The organism is Haloarcula sp. H-GB5 (assembly GCF_054850705.1).
Genome location: NZ_JBTWBG010000002.1, coordinates 1,242,015 through 1,259,416 on the forward strand (window position 1 = coordinate 1,242,015; position 17,402 = coordinate 1,259,416).

At 62.3% G+C, this 17,402-nt stretch carries 19 protein-coding genes; 9 read left to right on the forward strand and 10 right to left on the reverse strand.

Features of this window, described 5'->3' with window-relative positions; translation table 11 throughout:
* Positions 1 to 1,203, forward strand: a complete 1,203-nt coding sequence (locus ACYJ11_RS14395; protein ID WP_461648259.1) for an aminotransferase class I/II-fold pyridoxal phosphate-dependent enzyme — start codon at positions 1 to 3, stop codon at positions 1,201 to 1,203.
* A complete protein-coding gene (gene bioD, locus ACYJ11_RS14400) occupies positions 1,200 to 1,934 on the forward strand; it encodes a dethiobiotin synthase (protein WP_461648260.1) in 735 nt (244 codons plus the stop codon). Before ACYJ11_RS14395 ends, bioD begins: the two co-directional genes overlap by 4 nt.
* 197 nt (positions 1,935 to 2,131) lie before the next feature.
* Here bioD and ACYJ11_RS14405 read toward each other — a convergent pair whose 3' ends face one another.
* Both ACYJ11_RS14405 and acs read right to left on the reverse strand, forming a co-directional pair.
* Entirely contained in the window at positions 2,132 to 3,208 is a 1,077-nt protein-coding gene (locus ACYJ11_RS14405) for a phosphotransacetylase family protein (RefSeq protein ID WP_188977145.1), read from the reverse strand.
* Positions 3,205 to 5,310 (reverse strand): acetate--CoA ligase alpha subunit, encoded by a 2,106-nt coding sequence (gene acs / locus ACYJ11_RS14410; protein ID WP_461648261.1) that lies wholly within the window; start codon positions 5,308 to 5,310, stop codon positions 3,205 to 3,207. Before acs ends, ACYJ11_RS14405 begins: the two co-directional genes overlap by 4 nt.
* 133 nt (positions 5,311 to 5,443) lie before the next feature.
* Between acs and ACYJ11_RS14415 the strand changes: the two genes are divergently transcribed.
* Positions 5,444 to 5,833, forward strand: coding sequence for a hypothetical protein (locus ACYJ11_RS14415; RefSeq protein WP_461648262.1), 390 nt, complete (start codon positions 5,444 to 5,446; stop codon positions 5,831 to 5,833).
* Positions 5,834 to 6,011: 178 nt separating this feature from the next.
* Positions 6,012 to 6,545 carry a DNA starvation/stationary phase protection protein DpsA gene (gene dpsA / locus ACYJ11_RS14420; RefSeq protein ID WP_170096121.1) on the forward strand — a complete coding sequence of 178 codons (534 nt, stop codon included), beginning with the start codon at positions 6,012 to 6,014 and terminating at the stop codon, positions 6,543 to 6,545.
* A 145-nt stretch (positions 6,546 to 6,690) separates the two neighbouring features.
* On the opposite strand, the gene ACYJ11_RS14425 is transcribed toward dpsA, so the two are convergent.
* On the reverse strand, positions 6,691 to 6,840 hold the full coding sequence (locus tag ACYJ11_RS14425; protein WP_004517997.1) for a hypothetical protein: 150 nt from the start codon (positions 6,838 to 6,840) through the stop codon (positions 6,691 to 6,693).
* A gap of 149 nt (positions 6,841 to 6,989) precedes the next feature.
* Here ACYJ11_RS14425 and ACYJ11_RS14430 point away from each other — a divergent pair, with 149 nt between their 5' ends.
* Together ACYJ11_RS14430 and ACYJ11_RS14435 are read left to right on the forward strand one after the other, a co-directional pair.
* Positions 6,990 to 7,574 carry a DUF7547 family protein gene (locus tag ACYJ11_RS14430; protein ID WP_461648263.1) on the forward strand — a complete coding sequence of 195 codons (585 nt, stop codon included), beginning with the start codon at positions 6,990 to 6,992 and terminating at the stop codon, positions 7,572 to 7,574.
* Positions 7,575 to 7,653: 79 nt separating this feature from the next.
* Positions 7,654 to 8,133, forward strand: a complete 480-nt coding sequence (locus tag ACYJ11_RS14435; RefSeq protein ID WP_461648264.1) for an HTH domain-containing protein — start codon at positions 7,654 to 7,656, stop codon at positions 8,131 to 8,133.
* A gap of 102 nt (positions 8,134 to 8,235) precedes the next feature.
* On the opposite strand, the gene ACYJ11_RS14440 is transcribed toward ACYJ11_RS14435, so the two are convergent.
* The 4 genes from ACYJ11_RS14440 to ACYJ11_RS14455 form a co-directional block, all read right to left on the reverse strand.
* Entirely contained in the window at positions 8,236 to 8,616 is a 381-nt protein-coding gene (locus tag ACYJ11_RS14440) for a Zn-ribbon domain-containing OB-fold protein (RefSeq protein ID WP_461648265.1), read from the reverse strand.
* On the reverse strand, positions 8,613 to 9,764 hold the full coding sequence (locus tag ACYJ11_RS14445) for a thiolase family protein (protein ID WP_461648266.1): 1,152 nt from the start codon (positions 9,762 to 9,764) through the stop codon (positions 8,613 to 8,615). Before ACYJ11_RS14445 ends, ACYJ11_RS14440 begins: the two co-directional genes overlap by 4 nt.
* 64 nt (positions 9,765 to 9,828) lie before the next feature.
* Positions 9,829 to 10,656 (reverse strand): DUF7551 domain-containing protein, encoded by an 828-nt coding sequence (locus ACYJ11_RS14450; protein ID WP_421642213.1) that lies wholly within the window; start codon positions 10,654 to 10,656, stop codon positions 9,829 to 9,831.
* Between the two features lie 7 nt (positions 10,657 to 10,663).
* The gene (locus tag ACYJ11_RS14455) at positions 10,664 to 11,830 is read right to left on the reverse strand and encodes an ABC transporter substrate-binding protein (RefSeq protein ID WP_461648267.1); all 1,167 of its coding nucleotides are present in this window, start codon (positions 11,828 to 11,830) and stop codon (positions 10,664 to 10,666) included.
* 143 nt (positions 11,831 to 11,973) lie between these two features.
* Between ACYJ11_RS14455 and ACYJ11_RS14460 the strand changes: the two genes are divergently transcribed.
* On the forward strand, positions 11,974 to 12,159 hold the full coding sequence (locus ACYJ11_RS14460; RefSeq protein ID WP_170096128.1) for a DUF7836 family putative zinc-binding protein: 186 nt from the start codon (positions 11,974 to 11,976) through the stop codon (positions 12,157 to 12,159).
* Here ACYJ11_RS14460 and ACYJ11_RS14465 read toward each other — a convergent pair.
* Genes ACYJ11_RS14465 through ACYJ11_RS14475 form a run of 3 tightly spaced genes read right to left on the reverse strand, consistent with a single transcriptional unit; the run spans position 12,156 to position 14,797 of the window.
* Positions 12,156 to 12,467: a hypothetical protein gene (locus tag ACYJ11_RS14465; RefSeq protein ID WP_461648268.1), complete on the reverse strand. Its 312-nt coding sequence runs from the start codon at positions 12,465 to 12,467 to the stop codon at positions 12,156 to 12,158. The two genes, ACYJ11_RS14460 and ACYJ11_RS14465, sit on opposite strands and share 4 nt — an antisense overlap.
* A 1-nt stretch (position 12,468) precedes the next feature.
* Complete coding sequence (locus tag ACYJ11_RS14470; protein WP_461648269.1) at positions 12,469 to 14,052, reverse strand: acyl-CoA carboxylase subunit beta; 1,584 nt, start codon at positions 14,050 to 14,052, stop codon at positions 12,469 to 12,471.
* A gap of 1 nt (position 14,053) precedes the next feature.
* Positions 14,054 to 14,797, reverse strand: coding sequence for a beta-ketoacyl-ACP reductase (locus tag ACYJ11_RS14475; RefSeq protein ID WP_005534366.1), 744 nt, complete (start codon positions 14,795 to 14,797; stop codon positions 14,054 to 14,056).
* A gap of 218 nt (positions 14,798 to 15,015) precedes the next feature.
* Here ACYJ11_RS14475 and ACYJ11_RS14480 point away from each other — a divergent pair, with 218 nt between their 5' ends.
* The gene (locus tag ACYJ11_RS14480; RefSeq protein WP_461648270.1) at positions 15,016 to 16,179 is read left to right on the forward strand and encodes an alpha-1 4-glucan-protein synthase; all 1,164 of its coding nucleotides are present in this window, start codon (positions 15,016 to 15,018) and stop codon (positions 16,177 to 16,179) included.
* A gap of 55 nt (positions 16,180 to 16,234) precedes the next feature.
* Positions 16,235 to 17,401, forward strand: coding sequence for an extracellular solute-binding protein (locus ACYJ11_RS14485; RefSeq protein WP_461648271.1), 1,167 nt, complete (start codon positions 16,235 to 16,237; stop codon positions 17,399 to 17,401).
* The last annotated feature ends 1 nt before the right edge of the window (position 17,402 follow it).

A 17,402-nucleotide genomic window follows, 5' to 3' on the forward strand; every position in this document is an offset into this window, starting at 1 on the left:
ATGACTCACGGCTTCGACTTGAACGACCGACTCGAACAGCGCGAGGCACAGAACCTTCGCCGGCATCTGGAAGTCGCCGAATCCGTCTCGGCGCGGACCCGATTCGCCGACGACCCGAAAGGAGAGCTCCCGAACTTTGGCGACCAAGCAGTCGTCTTCGCCGCGAACAACTACCTCGGGCTGGCCGACGACAGCCGGGTCCAGCGGGCAGCTGAACTGGGCGCACGGACCGTCGGGACCAGTGCCGGGGCCTCACGGCTGGTCACTGGTGACACGCAGGTCCACCGCGGGCTAGAGCGCGATCTCGCGGCCTCGAAAGGGACCGAGCGAGCGCTGGTGTTCTCGTCTGGCTACGCGGCCAACATCGGGACTATCGATGCGCTGGCCCCGGACGTCGTCTTCTCCGACAAACTGAACCACGCCTCGATTATCGACGGCTGTCGCGTCGGGGCCAGCGAGACAGTCGTCTACGACCACTGTGACCCGGACGACTTGCGAGCGAAACTGGCCACGCGAGCGGCTGATGTCGACGAGGACGAACAGTGGCTCGTGGTCACCGATTCGGTGTTCTCGATGGACGGAGACATCGCGCCCCTGTCGGCTATCTGTGACGCCGTCGACGAGTACGGCGCGTGGCTGATGGTCGACGAGGCACACGCGACGGGGTTGTTCGGCGACAGTGCCGGCGGCGTCGTCCAACACGAGGGGCTGAGCGGCCGTGTCGATGTGCAGTTGGGAACCCTCTCGAAGGCACTGGCGAGCCAAGGCGGCTACATCGCCGGCGACGAGGTGCTTATCGAGTACCTGCTGAACGCCGCGCGGTCGTTCGTCTTCTCGACCGGACTCTCCCCGCCGAACGCCGCGGCGGCCCGCGAGGCGCTGCGAATCGCTCGTGAGACCGAACGGACGACGGAACTCTGGGACACCGTGGCGACACTCAGAGACGGTCTAGAGACGATGGGCTACGAGGTGCTTGGCGAGACACATATCCTTCCGGTGGTCGTCGGTGACCGCGACGACGCGCTGGAACTGGCCGACCGCCTGCGCGACCACGGTATCGTCGCGCCCGCGATCCGCCCGCCAACAGTGCCAGAGGGCACCTCTCGTATCCGGGTCGCGCCAATGGCGACACACACAGCTGACGACATCGCGCAGTGTCTCGACGCCTTCCGGACTGCCGGCACAGAGGTGGGCGTGCTGTGAGCGAAACAAACGACGAGTCGAAACCGGAAGGCGCGGCTGGCCAGATCGCCGAGGACGGTGTCTTCGTCGTCGGTACCGACACCGGCGTCGGCAAGACGGTCGTGACCGCCGGGTTGACGGGCTGGCTGCGCGAGGCGGGGACAGCCGCCGTCGCAGTCAAGCCCTGCCAGACCGGCTATCCGCCGGATGACGACGCAGCGTTCGTCGAGTCTATCTGTGGCACGGCCGACGCGGCAGTCTGTCTACAGCGGTTGTCGCCCCCGCTGGCACCGGAAGTGGCCGCGCGGGAAGCAGACGACGATGTCACGCTTTCCTACGAGTCAATCCGTGACGGGGTTGCCGATGTCGTGGCAGGAAGCGAGACGGCTGTCGTCGAAGGTATCGGCGGCTTGCGTGTCCCGCTCGCGGACGACCGAGAGGTCATCGACCTCGTTTCGGATGTTGGGCTTCCGGCACTGGTCGTCGCCCGTTCAGGTCTCGGCACGCTCAATCACACGGCGCTGACGGTTCAGGCGCTCCGCCGGAGAGGCGTGCCAGTCGTTGGTGTCGTTCTCAACGAGTACGAAGGTGCGACGACCGCTGAGCGCACGAATCCGGGCGTTATCGAACGGATGACCGACTGCACTGTCTGGCCGATACCACCGCTTGAGATAGATTCGTCTGCTAGCGTAATTGACGGCCTCAGGGCGCATCTCCCGCAGTCGGTGTTACAGCCGGCTATCGATCAGTAGCCGTCGTACGTGGCCGAACAAAGGGGATAGAACGGGGGCAAACCCCCGTCGTGTGACACTACGGAGCCGGTAAGGCTCCATCTGATACTTGACTACCGATCACTAAAATAGTAAGGCACGTTTCATCTGGAGATTTCCCCGTAGCCCGGGCCCGTGCTCCGTTAGGAACGGGCTACCGCCCAGCCGAAATGACGGTGCTAGAGGTCGATTGACAGCAGCGACTCGACGTCGACACCGTCGTCGAGTAGCGTCCGCATACGGTCGACCGTTGCCTCATTCCGGGTCTGTCCGGTTCGAAGCACCTCCTCGACTCTGTCTATCGTCGTCCGCGTGTCCGACTGGACTGACAGCACTGGGACGTTTTTCTCGGCCGCCTGTCCGATGACCGCACTGGCGGGCTGGAACCCACCAGTGAGGAGTAGTGCGTTGATACCGGACGCTTCGAGGGCTGCTGTCTGAACCTCCGAGCGGTCGCCGCCGGTGACGACGACGGCGTCGCGCGTCCGCCGGAAGCGTTCGAGCGCACTGCTCCCGCTCATCGCGCCGACGCTGAACCGCTCGACGTGGACATCGGTGTTGGCATCACCAGTGAGGATGTCCGCACCGAGGTTCCGGGCGAGGTCGGCAACAGTGACGCCGGCGAGCGAGCGGTCACGCGGCAGAATGCCGTGGACTGGGATGCCCTCGCCTTCGAGGAACGGGACCACGTCGTCGGCGAGTTCGTCGACCGTCGCGTCGGTGACGCCGTTGAACAGGACGCCGTCGAGTCGATCACCGATCGCTTCGGCCGCCGACAGAATTTCGTCCGTGTCACTGGGCGTGTCGTAGCCGGTGACTAACAGCACACGGGCGTCGAGCAACTCCGCGATATCGATGTCAGTAAGATCGACGATACTGCCAGTCGATAGGTCACTGCTCCCCTCGACGAGGAGCATATCTGTTCCGTCCGAACACGTCTCGATGCCCTCTTGCAGTCGCTCACGGAGTTCATCCGGGTCCTCACGCCCGCGGATGGCTTCCTGAATGAACGTCGGCGAGTAGACGATGGGCTCCATGTCGTGGAGGTCGGTCTCCAGGTCGAGCAGTTCGCGGGCGAGCATCGGGTCCTCGTCCCGCGTCTTGCCGACCGCACTCCGCAGGCGCGTCCCCTTGGGCTTCATGTAGCCGACATCGTAGCCCGCGTCGTGAGCACGCGTCGCGAGCGCGAGCGTGATAGCCGTCTTGCCGATACCTTCCTCAAGCGATGTAACGAGTAGCGTGTTCGTGTCGGTCATAGTTTCTCCTGGTCGAGGGTGAGTCGCAGGTCGACCGCCTGCACCCCGTCGGGCGTCGCGACGAGGGGGTTGATGTCCAGTTCGACGATCGCGGGGAAGTCAGTGACGAGTTGCGAGAGTCGCTGGATTGTCTCAACGAGCGTAGCCTCGTCGACGGGGTCGCGGCCCCGGGCACCCCGCAGCAGCGGTGCGGAGTCGATGTCGTCGAGCATCCCTTTCGCCTCGTTCTCGCTGACGGGGGCGACACTGACAGTGTTGTCTTCGAGTACCTCGACGAAAATACCGCCGAGGCCGAACAACAGCAACGGCCCGAACTGCGGGTCGCGGTTCATCCCGAGAATCGTCTCGACGCCGTTGTCGAGGTCGACCATCTCCTGTACCTGGACGCCGAGAATCGTCGCGTCCTCCTGGTAGTTACGCGCCCTGACGACGAGGTCCTCGTAGGTGTCACGGACCTCCTCGACGGGAACACCGACCTCGACACCGCCGATGTCGGACTTGTGCAGGATGTCCGGACTAACGATTTTCATCACCACGTCGTCGCCGATCTCCTCGGCAATCGCCTCCGCTTCGACAGGCGAGGAAACGACATCGCCCTGCGGTGTGGGAATCCCATACGCGTCGAGCAGTTCCATCGCTTCCACGCCGAGCCGGTTCGACCCGCGCCGGGCACCGGATTCGAGTATCTCCCGGGCCCGCTCGCGGTCCACATCGAAGGTCGTCGGCTCCTCGTACTCGGTTGTCCTGATCTCGCGATAGCGTCTGAGCGCGTCCAGACTCCCGACGGCGCGGGCCGGGTCGAAATAGTTCGGCACGCCCGCTTCGCTCAGGACGTTCGCACCGGCGTCGACCGACTTCCCGCCCATCAGTGTCGCCGCGACGGGTTTCTCGAACCGCTCCTGCTGTTCGACGATGCGTTCCGAGAGGTCCTCGAAGGAAAGCACTGCCGTCGGGCAGGCGACCACAACAGCCATCGAGACGCTGTCGTCCGCCAGTACCGTTTCGAGCGCCGTCTCGAAGCGCTCCGCGGGAGCATCGCCGATAATATCGACTGGGTTGTAGATATTGGCCTCGTCGGGCATCTCCTCGCGAAGTTGGGAGAACGTCTCGTCATCGAACTGCGCGAGTTGCAGGTCCGAGTCGCCGACAGCGTCAGTCGTCATCACGCCGGGACCGCCGGCGTTCGTGACGATGGCGATCTCGTCCCCGTCCGGGAGCGGCTGGCCAGCGAGAATTTGTGCGTAGTCGAACAGTTCCTGCACGGACTCGACACGGAGCGTCCCGGCCTTGTCGAGGCCGGCCTCGTAGGCCCGCTCCGATCCGGCCATCGCACCGGTGTGGGAGGCTGCCGCGCTCGCACCCGCGTCCGTGCGGCCGGACTTGACGAGGACAATCGGCGTATCCTGTGTCACCTCACGGGCCGTCTGCACGAACGAGGACCCGTCGTTGATGTCCTCAAGATAGCCCAGAATGACGTCAGTATCAGGGTCGTCACCCCACTCGGCGACGAAGTCGCTCTCGTCGAGTACTGCCTTGTTCCCGAGCGAGACGATGTCCTTGAAGCCGACATCGCGCTCGGCGGCCCAGTCTAGGACGGCGGTGATGAACGCGCCCGACTGGCTCATAAAGGAGATGTCGCCGTCGCTAGCCATCAGATTCCCGAAGGTAGCGTTGAGCCCAACGGGTGTCGACATCACACCGAGGCTGTTCGGGCCGACCAGATTCAGGTCGTACTCGCGGGCCGCTTCCCGGAGCCGCTTTTCACGTTCGGCCCCATCGCTGCCAGTCTCACCGAAGCCAGCGGTGATGACGACGACGTTTTCGATACCCGCTTCCCCGGCGTTCTCGATGACCTCGACCGCCACCGTTGGCGGCACGACGACGACGGCAACGTCGACCGACCCGGGGTCGTCCAGGCCGGCGAGGTTGTCGTAACACGGCAATCCAAGTACTGTCTCTTTGTTCGGGTTCACGGCCACGACCTCCCCTGCAAACGAATCGAGCAGGTTCGTGGTGACCGCGTGACCGACGGATCCCTCCGAATCGGTCGCCCCGACCACTGCGACACGTTCCGGCGCAAACAACGTCGATAATCGTCCCATGCCTCTATTTACTAGCTACTGTTGGGGCCGAATATAGATGTGTGGAACTCCCAGTGAGCGGGAATCTAGACGATTCATTACCGCGATTTCGGTGTGGCGGTGTTTTTGTTCGTCACCCCCGTAGAGGTGTCCGATGACTGACGCAGCACTCCTAGCACCGTTTGACGACGAGGTGGTCCGTGGGGTCGCGGGGACAAACAGCGTCGATGAAGAGCAATTGCGGTCCGCGCTCGCCGACCACCAGCGAACGATGCGTGAGAATCCAGGCGTCGAAGATCTCGTTTACGAGTGGCGAAAGCGATTCGATGACGCAGTGCTACACCGCACGCCCGAGACGTTCTTCATGGCCGTCAGAGAAGACGTCTGGGAAGAGTACGGCGCGCATCTCGGACTTGACGACTACCTGCTCGCCGCAGTCGTCGCAGTCCATCAAGAGCAAGTTCTTCGTGAAACAGCCGTCGACAGCAGCGCTATCGACCAAAACGCCGTTGCGCTCATTGCTTCCCGGCCGTCGTCGAAGTAGGTGTGTTCCTTTTCCTGTCAGGTTCCAAGCCCGGGCTAGAGCGACGGTTGTGATTCTCGGACAATATTTCAGTTCAGGTAACTAGCCATTCCATCTGAGAACATAATTTTTGGGTTCCCGAAAACATATTTTCACAAAACAATCTTTAAGTGGCTTCCACCTGTATGATAAGATGACTATGGCAACACAAGAGCACGTCCGACGCGAGTTCGGGGAAGTCGAAGAGAACGAACTCCGCCTCGACAAGGAGAAGTCCGAGCAGGTAATCAACGCGCTGAACCAGGACCTGGCGGACACGTACACGCTGTACCATCAGGTCAAGAAGCACCACTGGAACGTCGAAGGCGCCGAGTTCCGTGACCTCCACCTGTTCCTCGGCGACGCCGCCGGCAACGCTGAAGAGGCGGCTGACGAACTCGCCGAGCGCGCACAGGCCCTCGGCGGCACACCCATCGCCGGTGGGAAGGCACAGGAAGAGCACGCGTCGGTCGAACCCGAAGGTCAAGACGTGTACGACATCCGGACGTCACTCGAAAACGACCTCGAGATGTACGGCGACATCATCGAGTCGCTCCGTGACCACATCGACCTCGCGGAGAACCTCGGTGACCACGCCACAGCACAGATCCTCCGGGAGATCATCGTGCAGACCGAGGAAGACGCCCATCACATCGAGCACTACCTCGAAGACGACACGCTCGTCCTAGACTAACGTCGGTACCGCGTTTTCTCTCTCAGTTTCTTCCGCCGGATAGTCACCACCTAGCTCAGGCTGTGTAGCGTGGCGTGAACCGTTCCGGTAGAACGCAGTCCGAGACTCGAAGGAAAGAGAAACGCAATGCGGAGGGATGAACGGACTATCGTCGAAGATCGACGGTGACGTCAGTCGAAATCCAGCCGTCTCGGTTCCCGTCTTCGGTAAACACGGTTCTGTCAGCACCGCTGTCCAGTGCTGCAACGTCCGGGCGATCCTCGGAGGCCTCGACATCGTCCGTCTGTGATGGCATTACCTGAGTTAGGCACCCCTAAAGCTAAAAGGATTTTGGTTGGCCTAATCGTCTGTGGACGCCACGCCCCTGCACCGACGGCAGCGGCAACCAGAAGCTGGCCGCCGATACGGCGCGGCCTTTAGTACCCGAGGCGACAAGAGAGAGGTATGAGTTCGGACGACGACCTTACCGCCCTGGTTACGGACCTCGTTACGACGCTACAGGAGCTAGAGACGGAGGTCGAACCCACGACAGACAGCGGCCTGCCGCGGCCGCCGACGCCGGGTGAACTCCTGCGGTTCACCAGCGACGTGACCATCCCCGCAGTCATTCTCATACTGAAGACCAACGTCGAGGCGCTGAAACTTCTCCGACGAGCCCTCCGGATGGCCGAGGGGCGGCCGACCACGACTGGGTCCGCCTCGGATGAAGTGCGACAGCGTGCGAGTGACCTGAGTCGGGCCACGCTCTCCCGACTCGACGGTGCGCTGACGGACCTCCAGCAGGCTGTGGAAGGGAGGCCGGAAGATGAAGACGCTCGCGAACTCATTCAGGAAGCCCAACAGTTGCGTGACCAGATCCAGGATAGACTTGCCGACGAACCAGGGATGAGTGAGGAGGTCGACCCCGATCAGGTTACTGACGTCCCAGTGGACGTAGATGCCGAGTTACGGTCGATAAAGGACGAAATCGATGGTCCGGACAGGGACAACGACGGTACCGAAAACGGAGACGGAAGCGACGAGGAGTAACGGAATCCAGCGCGGTGTGAAAGTTATGTTGTATCAAACATAATGATTTATTATTGTACAAGTATAGGTATGAATACCGATGTCCAGCTCTACCGCTCCGGGTGGTCGCCGGGCGACCCTGTTCGTCCGGTCTGACCTCCCTTCGCCGTCACAGAAACGCTGTACCGCTATCGAACGTGAGCTACAGGAGCTGGTGTGCCGTGGCGTACTCGACGATGTCGAAACAGTCGAATGGGAGAAACGCGTGCCGCTGCAGGGCCCCGGTAACGGAACCGAACGGGGCCTGTACAACGAGTTTGCGGACTGGGCCCGCGGGGCCGGAGTCTGCCTCGCACCGTTTTTCGACACCCGGCTCTGTTACAGTTCGACGACGGGCGAGAAGCGCCGCGAACTCGTCATGCCGGCCGTCTGTCTTGCGGTCTACGAGGACGGCGGTCTCGTGCAGGTAGCCCCCTTTGCCGACGCGGGCCGAACAGAGTCTGTCGAGGAGTGCATTACGGAACTGGCCGAGACAGGGGCCCTCCCAAAGATGTATTCGACGCCCGTCTCGACCGTATAGGCCAGCGTGCCCCGTTCGGCTTCTATGCCGTCTCCGGCAGCGTCAGCTACGGTCTTCTCAGCGGCGGTCGAAAAGGGTCGCCTGGCAGTCTGTGGAGAGCGATCAGACCGGGTCCCAGCGGTAGCCGTCCCAGTCCTGACTCTCGGGCACCTTGATACCCGCGTCGGGGTCGCGGAGTTCCTCGACGTAGACCGGCTCGACCGTGTCACCTGTTTCGACCTCGTCCGTAGTCACCTGCCCGAGCGCGCGAACGAACTCGTCGCTCGCGTCGTCGATGTCCGTTACGTCGAACTCAACGATAGCGAGCGTGTTCGGCTCGCGGACACCCGGTGGCGTCGCTGTCGAATGGGTCCAGGTGACGACTTCGGCGGTCCGGTCCGCAAGGTCGAACGTCTCTTCCTGCGGTTCGCCACACTCAGGACACAGCGGATGCGTGGGATACGAGACGTGACCGTTCGAACACATACCTGCTTCCAGCGTCATTCTGCGGCCTCCATGATGGTGGTGATGACACAGTTCCCGAACCCGCCGACGTTACACGCCAGTGCGGTGTCAGCCTCGACCTGTCGCGGCCCGGCCTCGCCGACGAGCTGTTCGTAGATTTCGACGCCCTGCGCGACACCGCTTGCCCCCAGCGGATGACCCTTCGATTTGAGCCCGCCGGAGGTGTTGATTGGCAACTCGCCGTCCTTGGCAGTGGCACCGTCCATCGCCATTTCCCAGGCCGTTCCCTGGTCGGCGACACCGATCCCCTCCAACTGGAGGAACTCCAGAATAGTGAACATATCGTGCAGTTCGGCCACGTCGAGGTCGTCGGGGCCGAGGCCGGCCATCTCGTAGGCCTGCTCGCTCGATTCGACGACCCCGCCCATGACCGTCGGGTCGTCGCGCTCGTGGACGACGTGCGTGTCGGTCGCCCCGCCGATGCCGGAGACCAGCGCGTACTCGTCGGTTATCTCCTTGGCCCGCTCCTCCGTCGTGAACATGAGCGCGGCGCTGCCGTCCGTAATCGGACAGAAATCGTACAGCCGCAACGGGTCGGCGATGATGGGCGACTCCAGCGCTTTCTCCATCGTGATTTCCTTCTGGAACTGCGCCTTGGGGTTGTCGACGCCGTTTCTGTGGTTCTTGACTGCGACCCGGGCGAGTGACTCCCGGGGAGCATCGAAGCGCTCCAGATAGTGCCGGGCAGTCATCCCGGCAAAGGACGGGAGCGTCACGCCGTGTTTGTACTCGTCAGGATGGGTGATCGAGGCGATGATGTCGGTCGCCTGGCCCGTCGTCTTGTGGGTCATCTTCTCCCCGCCGACCAGCAGCGTCATGTCGCTGGCCCCGCTAGCGACTGACTGCCAGGCCTCGTAGATCCCGGCCCCGCCCGAGGACGAGGTCTGATCGACCCGTTCGCTGTAGGCCGGAAGCACACCTAGGTCGTGGGCCAGCAGGTTCATGATTCCCGTCTGGCCTTCGAACTCGCCGCTTGCCATGTTCGAGACGTACAGGTGCTCTACGTCGTCGGGCGCGACGCCGGCGTCCGTGAGGCACTCCTCGCCCGCCTGCGAGAGCAACTCACGGATCCAGGCGTCGCGTTGCCCGAACTTCGTCATTGACGCGCCGATTACTGCAACTCCCATACCTGTGTCGTCACAGGGGTCTCGTGTATGTATTACGGTCCGACCTATAGAACGAGAAGAATTTTCAGACAGTCGTCCGAACGACCGACAGCCCTTCGGCGGGTTGGTCACCGGCTAGTGAGACGAGCAACCGCCAGCCGTCGGCAGTTCGCTCCGCTTGGGCCATCTGTGGCGTGATACTCGTCCGGCGAAGCAGTTCGACAGCAATCGGCAATACCGGACAGCGAAGGTCCGACAGTGTCGGGCGATAGTTCTGTAATGTGATATATTTGGAACAACGGCCGGGACCGGTGGCCGCGGGTTCGATTGCTGCCTCGTCGACGAGCTCCGCTGCTTCGAGGTCGGCGATGGCGTCCCGAACTGGCTCTGGCCCGCTTGGCTTTCTCGGTAGCTGTCCGGCGGCTTCGCGGAGGATGTCCGCCTGTACCTCCGGGTCGAGGTGTTCTTCCAGTGCCGTGGCCATGCTTTCGAGCATCGCCAGACAGAGTCGCTCGCGGTTCTCGGTTTCCTCAGCCGCTTCGAGATAGCTGTCGATGACTGCCTGCTCGACGGAGCGATGATGGCCCGACAGTACTTCGAACAGCGACCCGGCGACCGTGTGACAGTACTCCGGGAGCGACGACGGGCCAGTCCTGACGGCGTCGGTCCCCCACGGCGCTTCACAGACGATGAGGCCGTGCACGGTGACACGTGGGTCGTAGCGACGGAGGGCGCTTCGGTAGGCAGTCGCGACACTGGCCGCTTCGGCGGCTGTTTCGCGGTCCGGAAACTGCATCCCCGACACTGGGAACGGCGGCGTGCCCGTCCTGGCGCTGACGACGCGATACGGCCCGACAGCCACGCTGAGCTCCGAGAGCCTGTCACGGATATCCGCGAGCGTTCGTCCGACCATGGTTTCCCTACAGATCCCCAGCGACGATATCGGCGACGCGCTGGCGGTCGAACAGCTCCCGGTCCACGTCGTACACCTGCGACGCGGCCCGTTCTGTGAGGACCAGATTCGTTATCGGCCCCTGGTACAGCGGCCCACCGCGGTACACGTTCCCGTTCTGGACCGCCGTCAGTTCACTCCCGGTCTGGTCCGATTCGAGGAAACTGACGACCGTATCTTCGAACTCCGAGCGGGTCTTGTTCTCCTGCCCCCGCAGGAGGAGGTATTCAGGATCGATCTCCAGCAGCGTCTCGAAGTCGACCTTGCTCCGATCGGCGTGGAAGTCCCTGACATCGGTTTTCGCGAACGCATCACGAACGCGCAAATCCCGCCACTGTTTGAAGCTAGTTCCATCCTCGATGAGGTACGGGGAGAAGCTCGTCGGCTCGTCGCTCCCAGCCCACATGATAGCCACTTCCGGCCGGTCGGAGTTCGAGTCTGGAACGATGTCGTCCAGACTCGTCCGGAACTCTTCGTGGAGGGACTGGAACGCCTCGAACCGGTCGGTCCGCTGGAACGCCCGGGCGAGGTTCTCGAAGGCTTCGTACAGCGTGTAGTAGGTGTAATCGTGCCACTCGTAGCCCGTCGAGAAGATACTGTTCCCGAAGAAGGGAGCGATCTGGGATTCGATCTCGTCGATGTCCGACTGCTCCCAAGACCCGCGGGCCTGGAGGAAGTTCGGGTCCATGACGTGGATGTCGGCGTCTATTTCGTAGAACTGCTCTTTCCCGACACCGCTGTCCCCCCACAGCTTCTGGATCGAACTTCCGTCGACGCTGACGCCCGGAATCTCGTCGTAGTACTGGGTATGATATCGCGATGGTAGCCAGACTCCCTCCGGTGCGTCGAGACCGAGCGCGATCCCCATATCTGCCCAGCTGCCGTTGTTCGCGACCCAGACCTCCGGGGCTGACTCGAAGGTGACCTCGCCGACCGGCTCCATCGAGACGGAGTAGGCCGAGTCCGTCGGTTCCGTGGTCGCTGTCGTAGTCGACTCCGCGGTCGTCGTCCCGGAATCTGTCGCATCATCAGTCGCGCCGTTACTCCCGCTCCCCGCCTCGGACTGACCCGAACAGCCGGCAACGGTTCCTGCCAGCCCGACACCGGCCGCAACGATGTACTCTCGTCGGTTCATATCTTTTTAGGCTTGCCTAAATGGTTTAAATCTTCCCATATTTAGGTAGGCCAAAAACGCCATGAATCGACAAACAGCACCACAGCCCCCGACAGTGAGAATCCACACAAAGTATATCCGTGTGTGCTAACCACACACGAAATATGCAGGAGGCCTGGCTTCAACTCCAGTGTCCGGCGTGTTCAGTCGCCTGGGAAGAGCAAGTGTCCGACCTCCCGGCCCCGGAGACACAGTTCGGCTGTGACGACTGTGGAGCCGAGCGGTCGCTGTCGGAGTTTATGCGGACGAGTCGCGACCTCGAAGTACTGCAGGAGTTTACCGAATCCTAGTACCGCGCCCGCGCTGCCGCCTTCCATTCCTCGCCGCGCTTGACGTTGTTCGGAGGGCGGCGTTTGCCCACACTCGCCAGCCGTCCGGCCAGCGTCCACTCATCGACGTACTCGACGGTCGAACGCCGCGATGATAGCTCAGCGGCCCGCTGCCGGTCAGTCAGGTGAGCACTGACTGCGGCGGTGATAGCCGCTGCTTCTGCCTGTGATGCGTCCGCCGGTATCGACAGCGACAGGTCGTCCGGGTCCGCGCTTTCACCGGGTAGCGCCGCCTCCGTGTCCGACTGTGGTGTATCGCGAGTCGCCATGTTACAGTGGGATGTTGCCGTGGTCTTTCGGCGGCGTGTCCTCCCGCTTGCGCTGCAGGAGTTCGAGGTCCTGAATGAGGCGCTTGCGCGTCTCTTTCGGTTCGATGACGTCGTCGAGGTAGCCCCGCTTCGCCGGCCCGTACGGATTGGCGAACTCGTCGCGGAACTCGTCCATCAGCTCTTGACGCTTGGCATCCGGGTCGTCGGCCTCCGCGATCTCGTTCCGGTAGAGGATGTTGACGGCTCCCCGTGGCCCGAGCACGGCCATCTCCGAACCGGGCCAGGCGTAGTTCACGTCGCTGCCCAGGAACTTCGAGGACATGACGATGTACGCCCCGCCGTAGGCCTTCCGCACGACGACCGACAGCAGCGGGACCGTCGCCTCGGCGTAGGCGTAGATGAGCTTCGCGCCCCGCCGGATGATGCCGTTGTGCTCCTGATCCGTGCCGGGCATGAACCCGGGCACGTCGACGAGCGTGAGGATGGGGATATTGAACGAGTCACAGAAGCGGACGAATCGCGCCGCTTTCTCCGCCGCGTCGATATCCAGTGTGCCCGCGCTCACGCGTGGCTGATTGGCGACGACGCCGACCGACTGGCCGTCCATCCGCGAGAAGCCCACCACGACGTTGCGCGCCCAGTTACCGTGGACCTCGAAGAAGGAGTCTTCGTCGACGATGGCGTCGATGACCTTCGTCATGTCGTAGGGCTTGCGCGGGGCCGACGGGACGATGTCGGTCACGCCGGGGATTTCCCGGTCGGGGTCGTCCCACGGTTTGACCCGCGGCGGGTCCTCCATGTTATTCGCCGGAAGGTACGACAGGAGCCGGCGAATGTTTTCGAGCGCTTCCTCCTCCGACGGGTACGAGAAGTGAGCGACGCCGGATTTGGTGGAATGTGAGCCCGCACCGCCGAGTTCCTCCTTCGACACCTGCTCGCCGGTCACCGTCTCGATAACGTCCGGCCCGGTAATGAACATGTGGCTGGTGTCCTGCACCATGAACGTGAAATCGGTCAGCGCCGGGCTGTAGGTGGCCCCGCCCGCGCATGGCCCCATAATCGCGGATATCTGGGGGATGAGGCCGCTGGCCTTGGTGTTGCGCTCGAATATCTTGGCGAAGCCCACCAGCGAGTCGACGCCTTCCTGAATGCGCGCGCCGCCGGAGTCGTTGAGGCCGATGACCGGGACGCCGTTCTCGATGGCCCGGTCCATCACTTTACAGATCTTGTCGGCGACGACCTCGCCGACCGAGCCACCCAGCACGGTGAAGTCGTGGGCGAACAGGAACACCTTCCGACCGTCGACCTCGCCGTAGCCGGTGACGACTGCGTCACCGGCGAAGCGCTTCTCCTCCATGCCGAAGTTCGTCGACCGGTGCTCGACGAACGGATCGACCTCGTTGAACGTGCCGTCGTCGACGAGGAAATCGATACGCTCCCGGGCGGTCATCTTGCCCTTCTCGTGCTGGGATTCGATGCGGGCTTCACCGCCCCCGAGTTCGGCTTCGACTCGTTTCTGTCGCAACTCTTCGACTGCGTCGTCAGGCGCTCCAGTCTCGTCTTCTGGTTCTTCCTGTTGACTCATCCTACCACTCCATCCCGCCGTTGACACCAAGTACCTGTCCTGTCATGTAGCTCGATTCCTCGCTGGCGACGAACCTCACGATGCCGGCGATGTCTTCGACGCGTGCGAACCGGTCGAGCGGGATCTCCCGCAGAATTTTCTCCTGCACGCGTTCGGGCACCTCCTCTAGCATATCGGTCTTGACAAAGCCCGGCGCGACGCAGTTCGCGGTCGAGCCCGTGTGTGCCAGTTCGAGCGCAAGCGTCCGTGTAAATCCGAACAATCCGGATTTCGTCGTCGCGTAGTTGGCCTGCCCGATGTTGCCCTGCTGGCCGACGACGCTAGAGATATTTATCAGTCGGCCATGCTCGGCGTCGCGAATGTCGTCGTAGAAAGCTTTCGTCCCGTTGAACACACCGCCAAGGTTGACATCGATAACCGTCTCCCAGTCGTCGCGGGTCATGTTTTCGAACTTCTTGTCGATAGTGATGCCGGCGTTGTTGACGAGCACGTCCGCGGGCCCGAACTCGTCGGCCACCTTCTCACGCATTGCCCGGACCTCATCGAGTTTCGCTACGTCGGCCTGCGCCGCGATAGCGGTGCCGCCGCTCTCGCGGATGTCCTCGACGACGGCGCGGGCTTCCGCCTCTGAGGATCGGTAATTAACAACAACATTGGCCCCGTGGGCACCGAGGTCTTTGGCGATTCCGCGGCCGATACCGCGCGATGACCCAGTGACGACACAGGTTTGATTTTCCAGGTTCATTTGTGGTTGATGGGAGCCCTGTTGTTTCGTACGCTCATCACCTAATCTGGCAAAGCACAGCCAAATAATAGTTCGCCTTATACAACATTTGACGACGAAGTCAGAATATAATGATGATCCCATTACAGGAGAAATGACGGCTGAAAAACAGACTCACGAGGGCAGCAAAATGAGAACGCCAAGTCTTTTAGGATGGCCTAAAGACCTGAAGTCAGTACATGACAGCCGACATCTGCGTGATGGTGCCGACGATACGAAACCACGAATGTATGCGGTCGTACTTCCAGAACGCCCGGGACCACGGGTTCGATCTGGACCGACTGTACGTCGTGCTCATCACTGAGGACTTCTGTGACACCGATGCGATGGAACAGATGCTTGACGAGGAAGGCGTCGACGGGGCCGTCTACGACGGGACCGACCGCGAGGCGTGGTTCGAGACCCACGGCGCGAGCGAGTATTCACACCTCATTCCTGAGGCAAGTCACGCTCAGACGTCGTTTGGCCTCCTCTACATGTGGGCCAACGATTACGAGTACGGCGTGTTCATCGACGACGACACGCTGCCACACGAGGACGCGGACTTCTTCGGGACGCATATGTCGAATCTGGCCTTCGAGGGCGAGATTGAGACGGTCAGTTCCGACGAACAGTGGGTCAACGTCCTCTACCAGAACGAGGACGAACACGGCCTCTACCCGCGTGGCTACCCCTACGCCGCGATGGACGAGACAGTATCGACTGCGCAGACTCGGGTCGACGACGTAGTCGCCTCACAGGGCCTCTGGACGAACGTGCCCGACCTCGACGCCGTTCGTATCCTGATGGACGGCGACCTCCAGGGACAGGCCCAGACTCGTACTAGCGGGGCGGATTTCGGCGATGACTTCGTCGCCGCCGAGGGGCAGTACCTCACCGTCTGTTCGATGAACCTCGCCTTCCGCCGTGAAGTCATCCCGGCGTTCTACCAGCTTCCGATGGACGACAACGAGTGGGACGTCGGTCGCTTCGATGACATCTGGTCGGGCGTGTTCCTCAAGCGGGCCTGTGACGTGTTAGGCAAGCAGATCTACAACGGCGACCCGCTGTGTGAACACAACAAAGCGCCCCGTTCGACGTTCTCGGACCTGACTAACGAGGTCCACGGGCTCGAACTCAACGAGCACGTCTGGGAGATCGTCGACGAGGCTGGCGCTGATGCCGATTCCTACGGTGAGGTGTTCGATGCAATCGCCACAGCGATGGCCGACGGCGATTTCAGCGACTGGGAAAACGGTGCCTTCCTTAACTACTGCGGCGAATTCATGCTCGACTGGCTGGAATGTCTCGACGAACTGGACGCCGCCGCGACGGAACAGGTCCCCGCAACCGCCGACGACTAGAAAGGCCTAAGTTGTTTAGGCAACCCTAAATCAAACAATGAGTGATTCTAACGATATGACTGGACGTAACGCGACGCAGTCTCGACGCCGCTTCCTTGCGCTCGGCAGCGCGACTGCCGCGACAGCGCTTGCCGGTTGTTCCGGCATTCTCGGCGGGGGCGGTGACGGTGAGGCCGGCACCGGAACCGGGCAGATTTCTCTTTCGGACTTCCGCGGCTCTGGCCCACTGGTAGCACAGCGGGAGGAACCCGGAGGCACCTCTATCGAAGATCTGCCGGACCTCAGTGGCGAACTGACGGTGTATCTCGGTGGCGGGGAGGGCGGACTGTATCTCGACCTTATCGAATTGCTCGAACAACGCTACCCGGATTTCTCGGCGAACCACAGGCGGCAACCCTCCAGTGACCTCGCAAACAGGATTATCGAGGAGAACGAGGCCGACGCGAGTCCTGCCGACGTGTTCATGTCCATCGACGCCGGTTCGCTCGGTGCCGTGGCCAACGCCGGTGCGACAGCGAGCCTCCCCGATGAGGCCCTTTCGACGGTCCCCGAAGCCTATCAGGACAGTGAGGGGCGCTGGGTGGGCATCGCCGGACGCGCCCGGGCGATTCCGTACAACACGAATCAGATTTCCGACTCCGATATTCCGTCGTCGGTGCAGGAGTTCCCCGAGACGGCCGCCCTCGAAAACAACATGGGCTGGGCGCCAAGCTACGGTGCGTTCCAGTCGTTCGTCACCGCGATGCGGCTCATTCGCGGCGACGACGAGACGATGTCGTGGCTTCAGGCGATGCAGGACCACGGCATCAGTACCTACGACGACGAGTTCCGCGTCTCTAATTCCTGTGCTGACGGGGAACTGGCCGCCGGCTTCGCCAACCACTACTACACGCTTCGGGTCCAGTCCGCGCGCGAAAGCTCGCCGATCGGCCTCGCGTTCACCGAGGGCGACGCTGGCGCACTCGTCAACGTCTCGGGCCTGGAGATCATCAACGGAACCGACAACGCGGACCTGGCGTCGAACTTCGTCCGGCACGTCCTCTCGGCGGAGGCACAGGAGTTCTTCGCCACCCGGACGTTCGCGTATCCGATGATTCCGGGTGTCGCACCGGTCGGCGACCTGCCGCGCATCGACGAACTGAACCCGCCGGAGATCAACCTGACCGAACTGGCCGACGTGGCCGGAACCGTTGACTTACTTCGAGACGCTGGCGTCCTCTAAT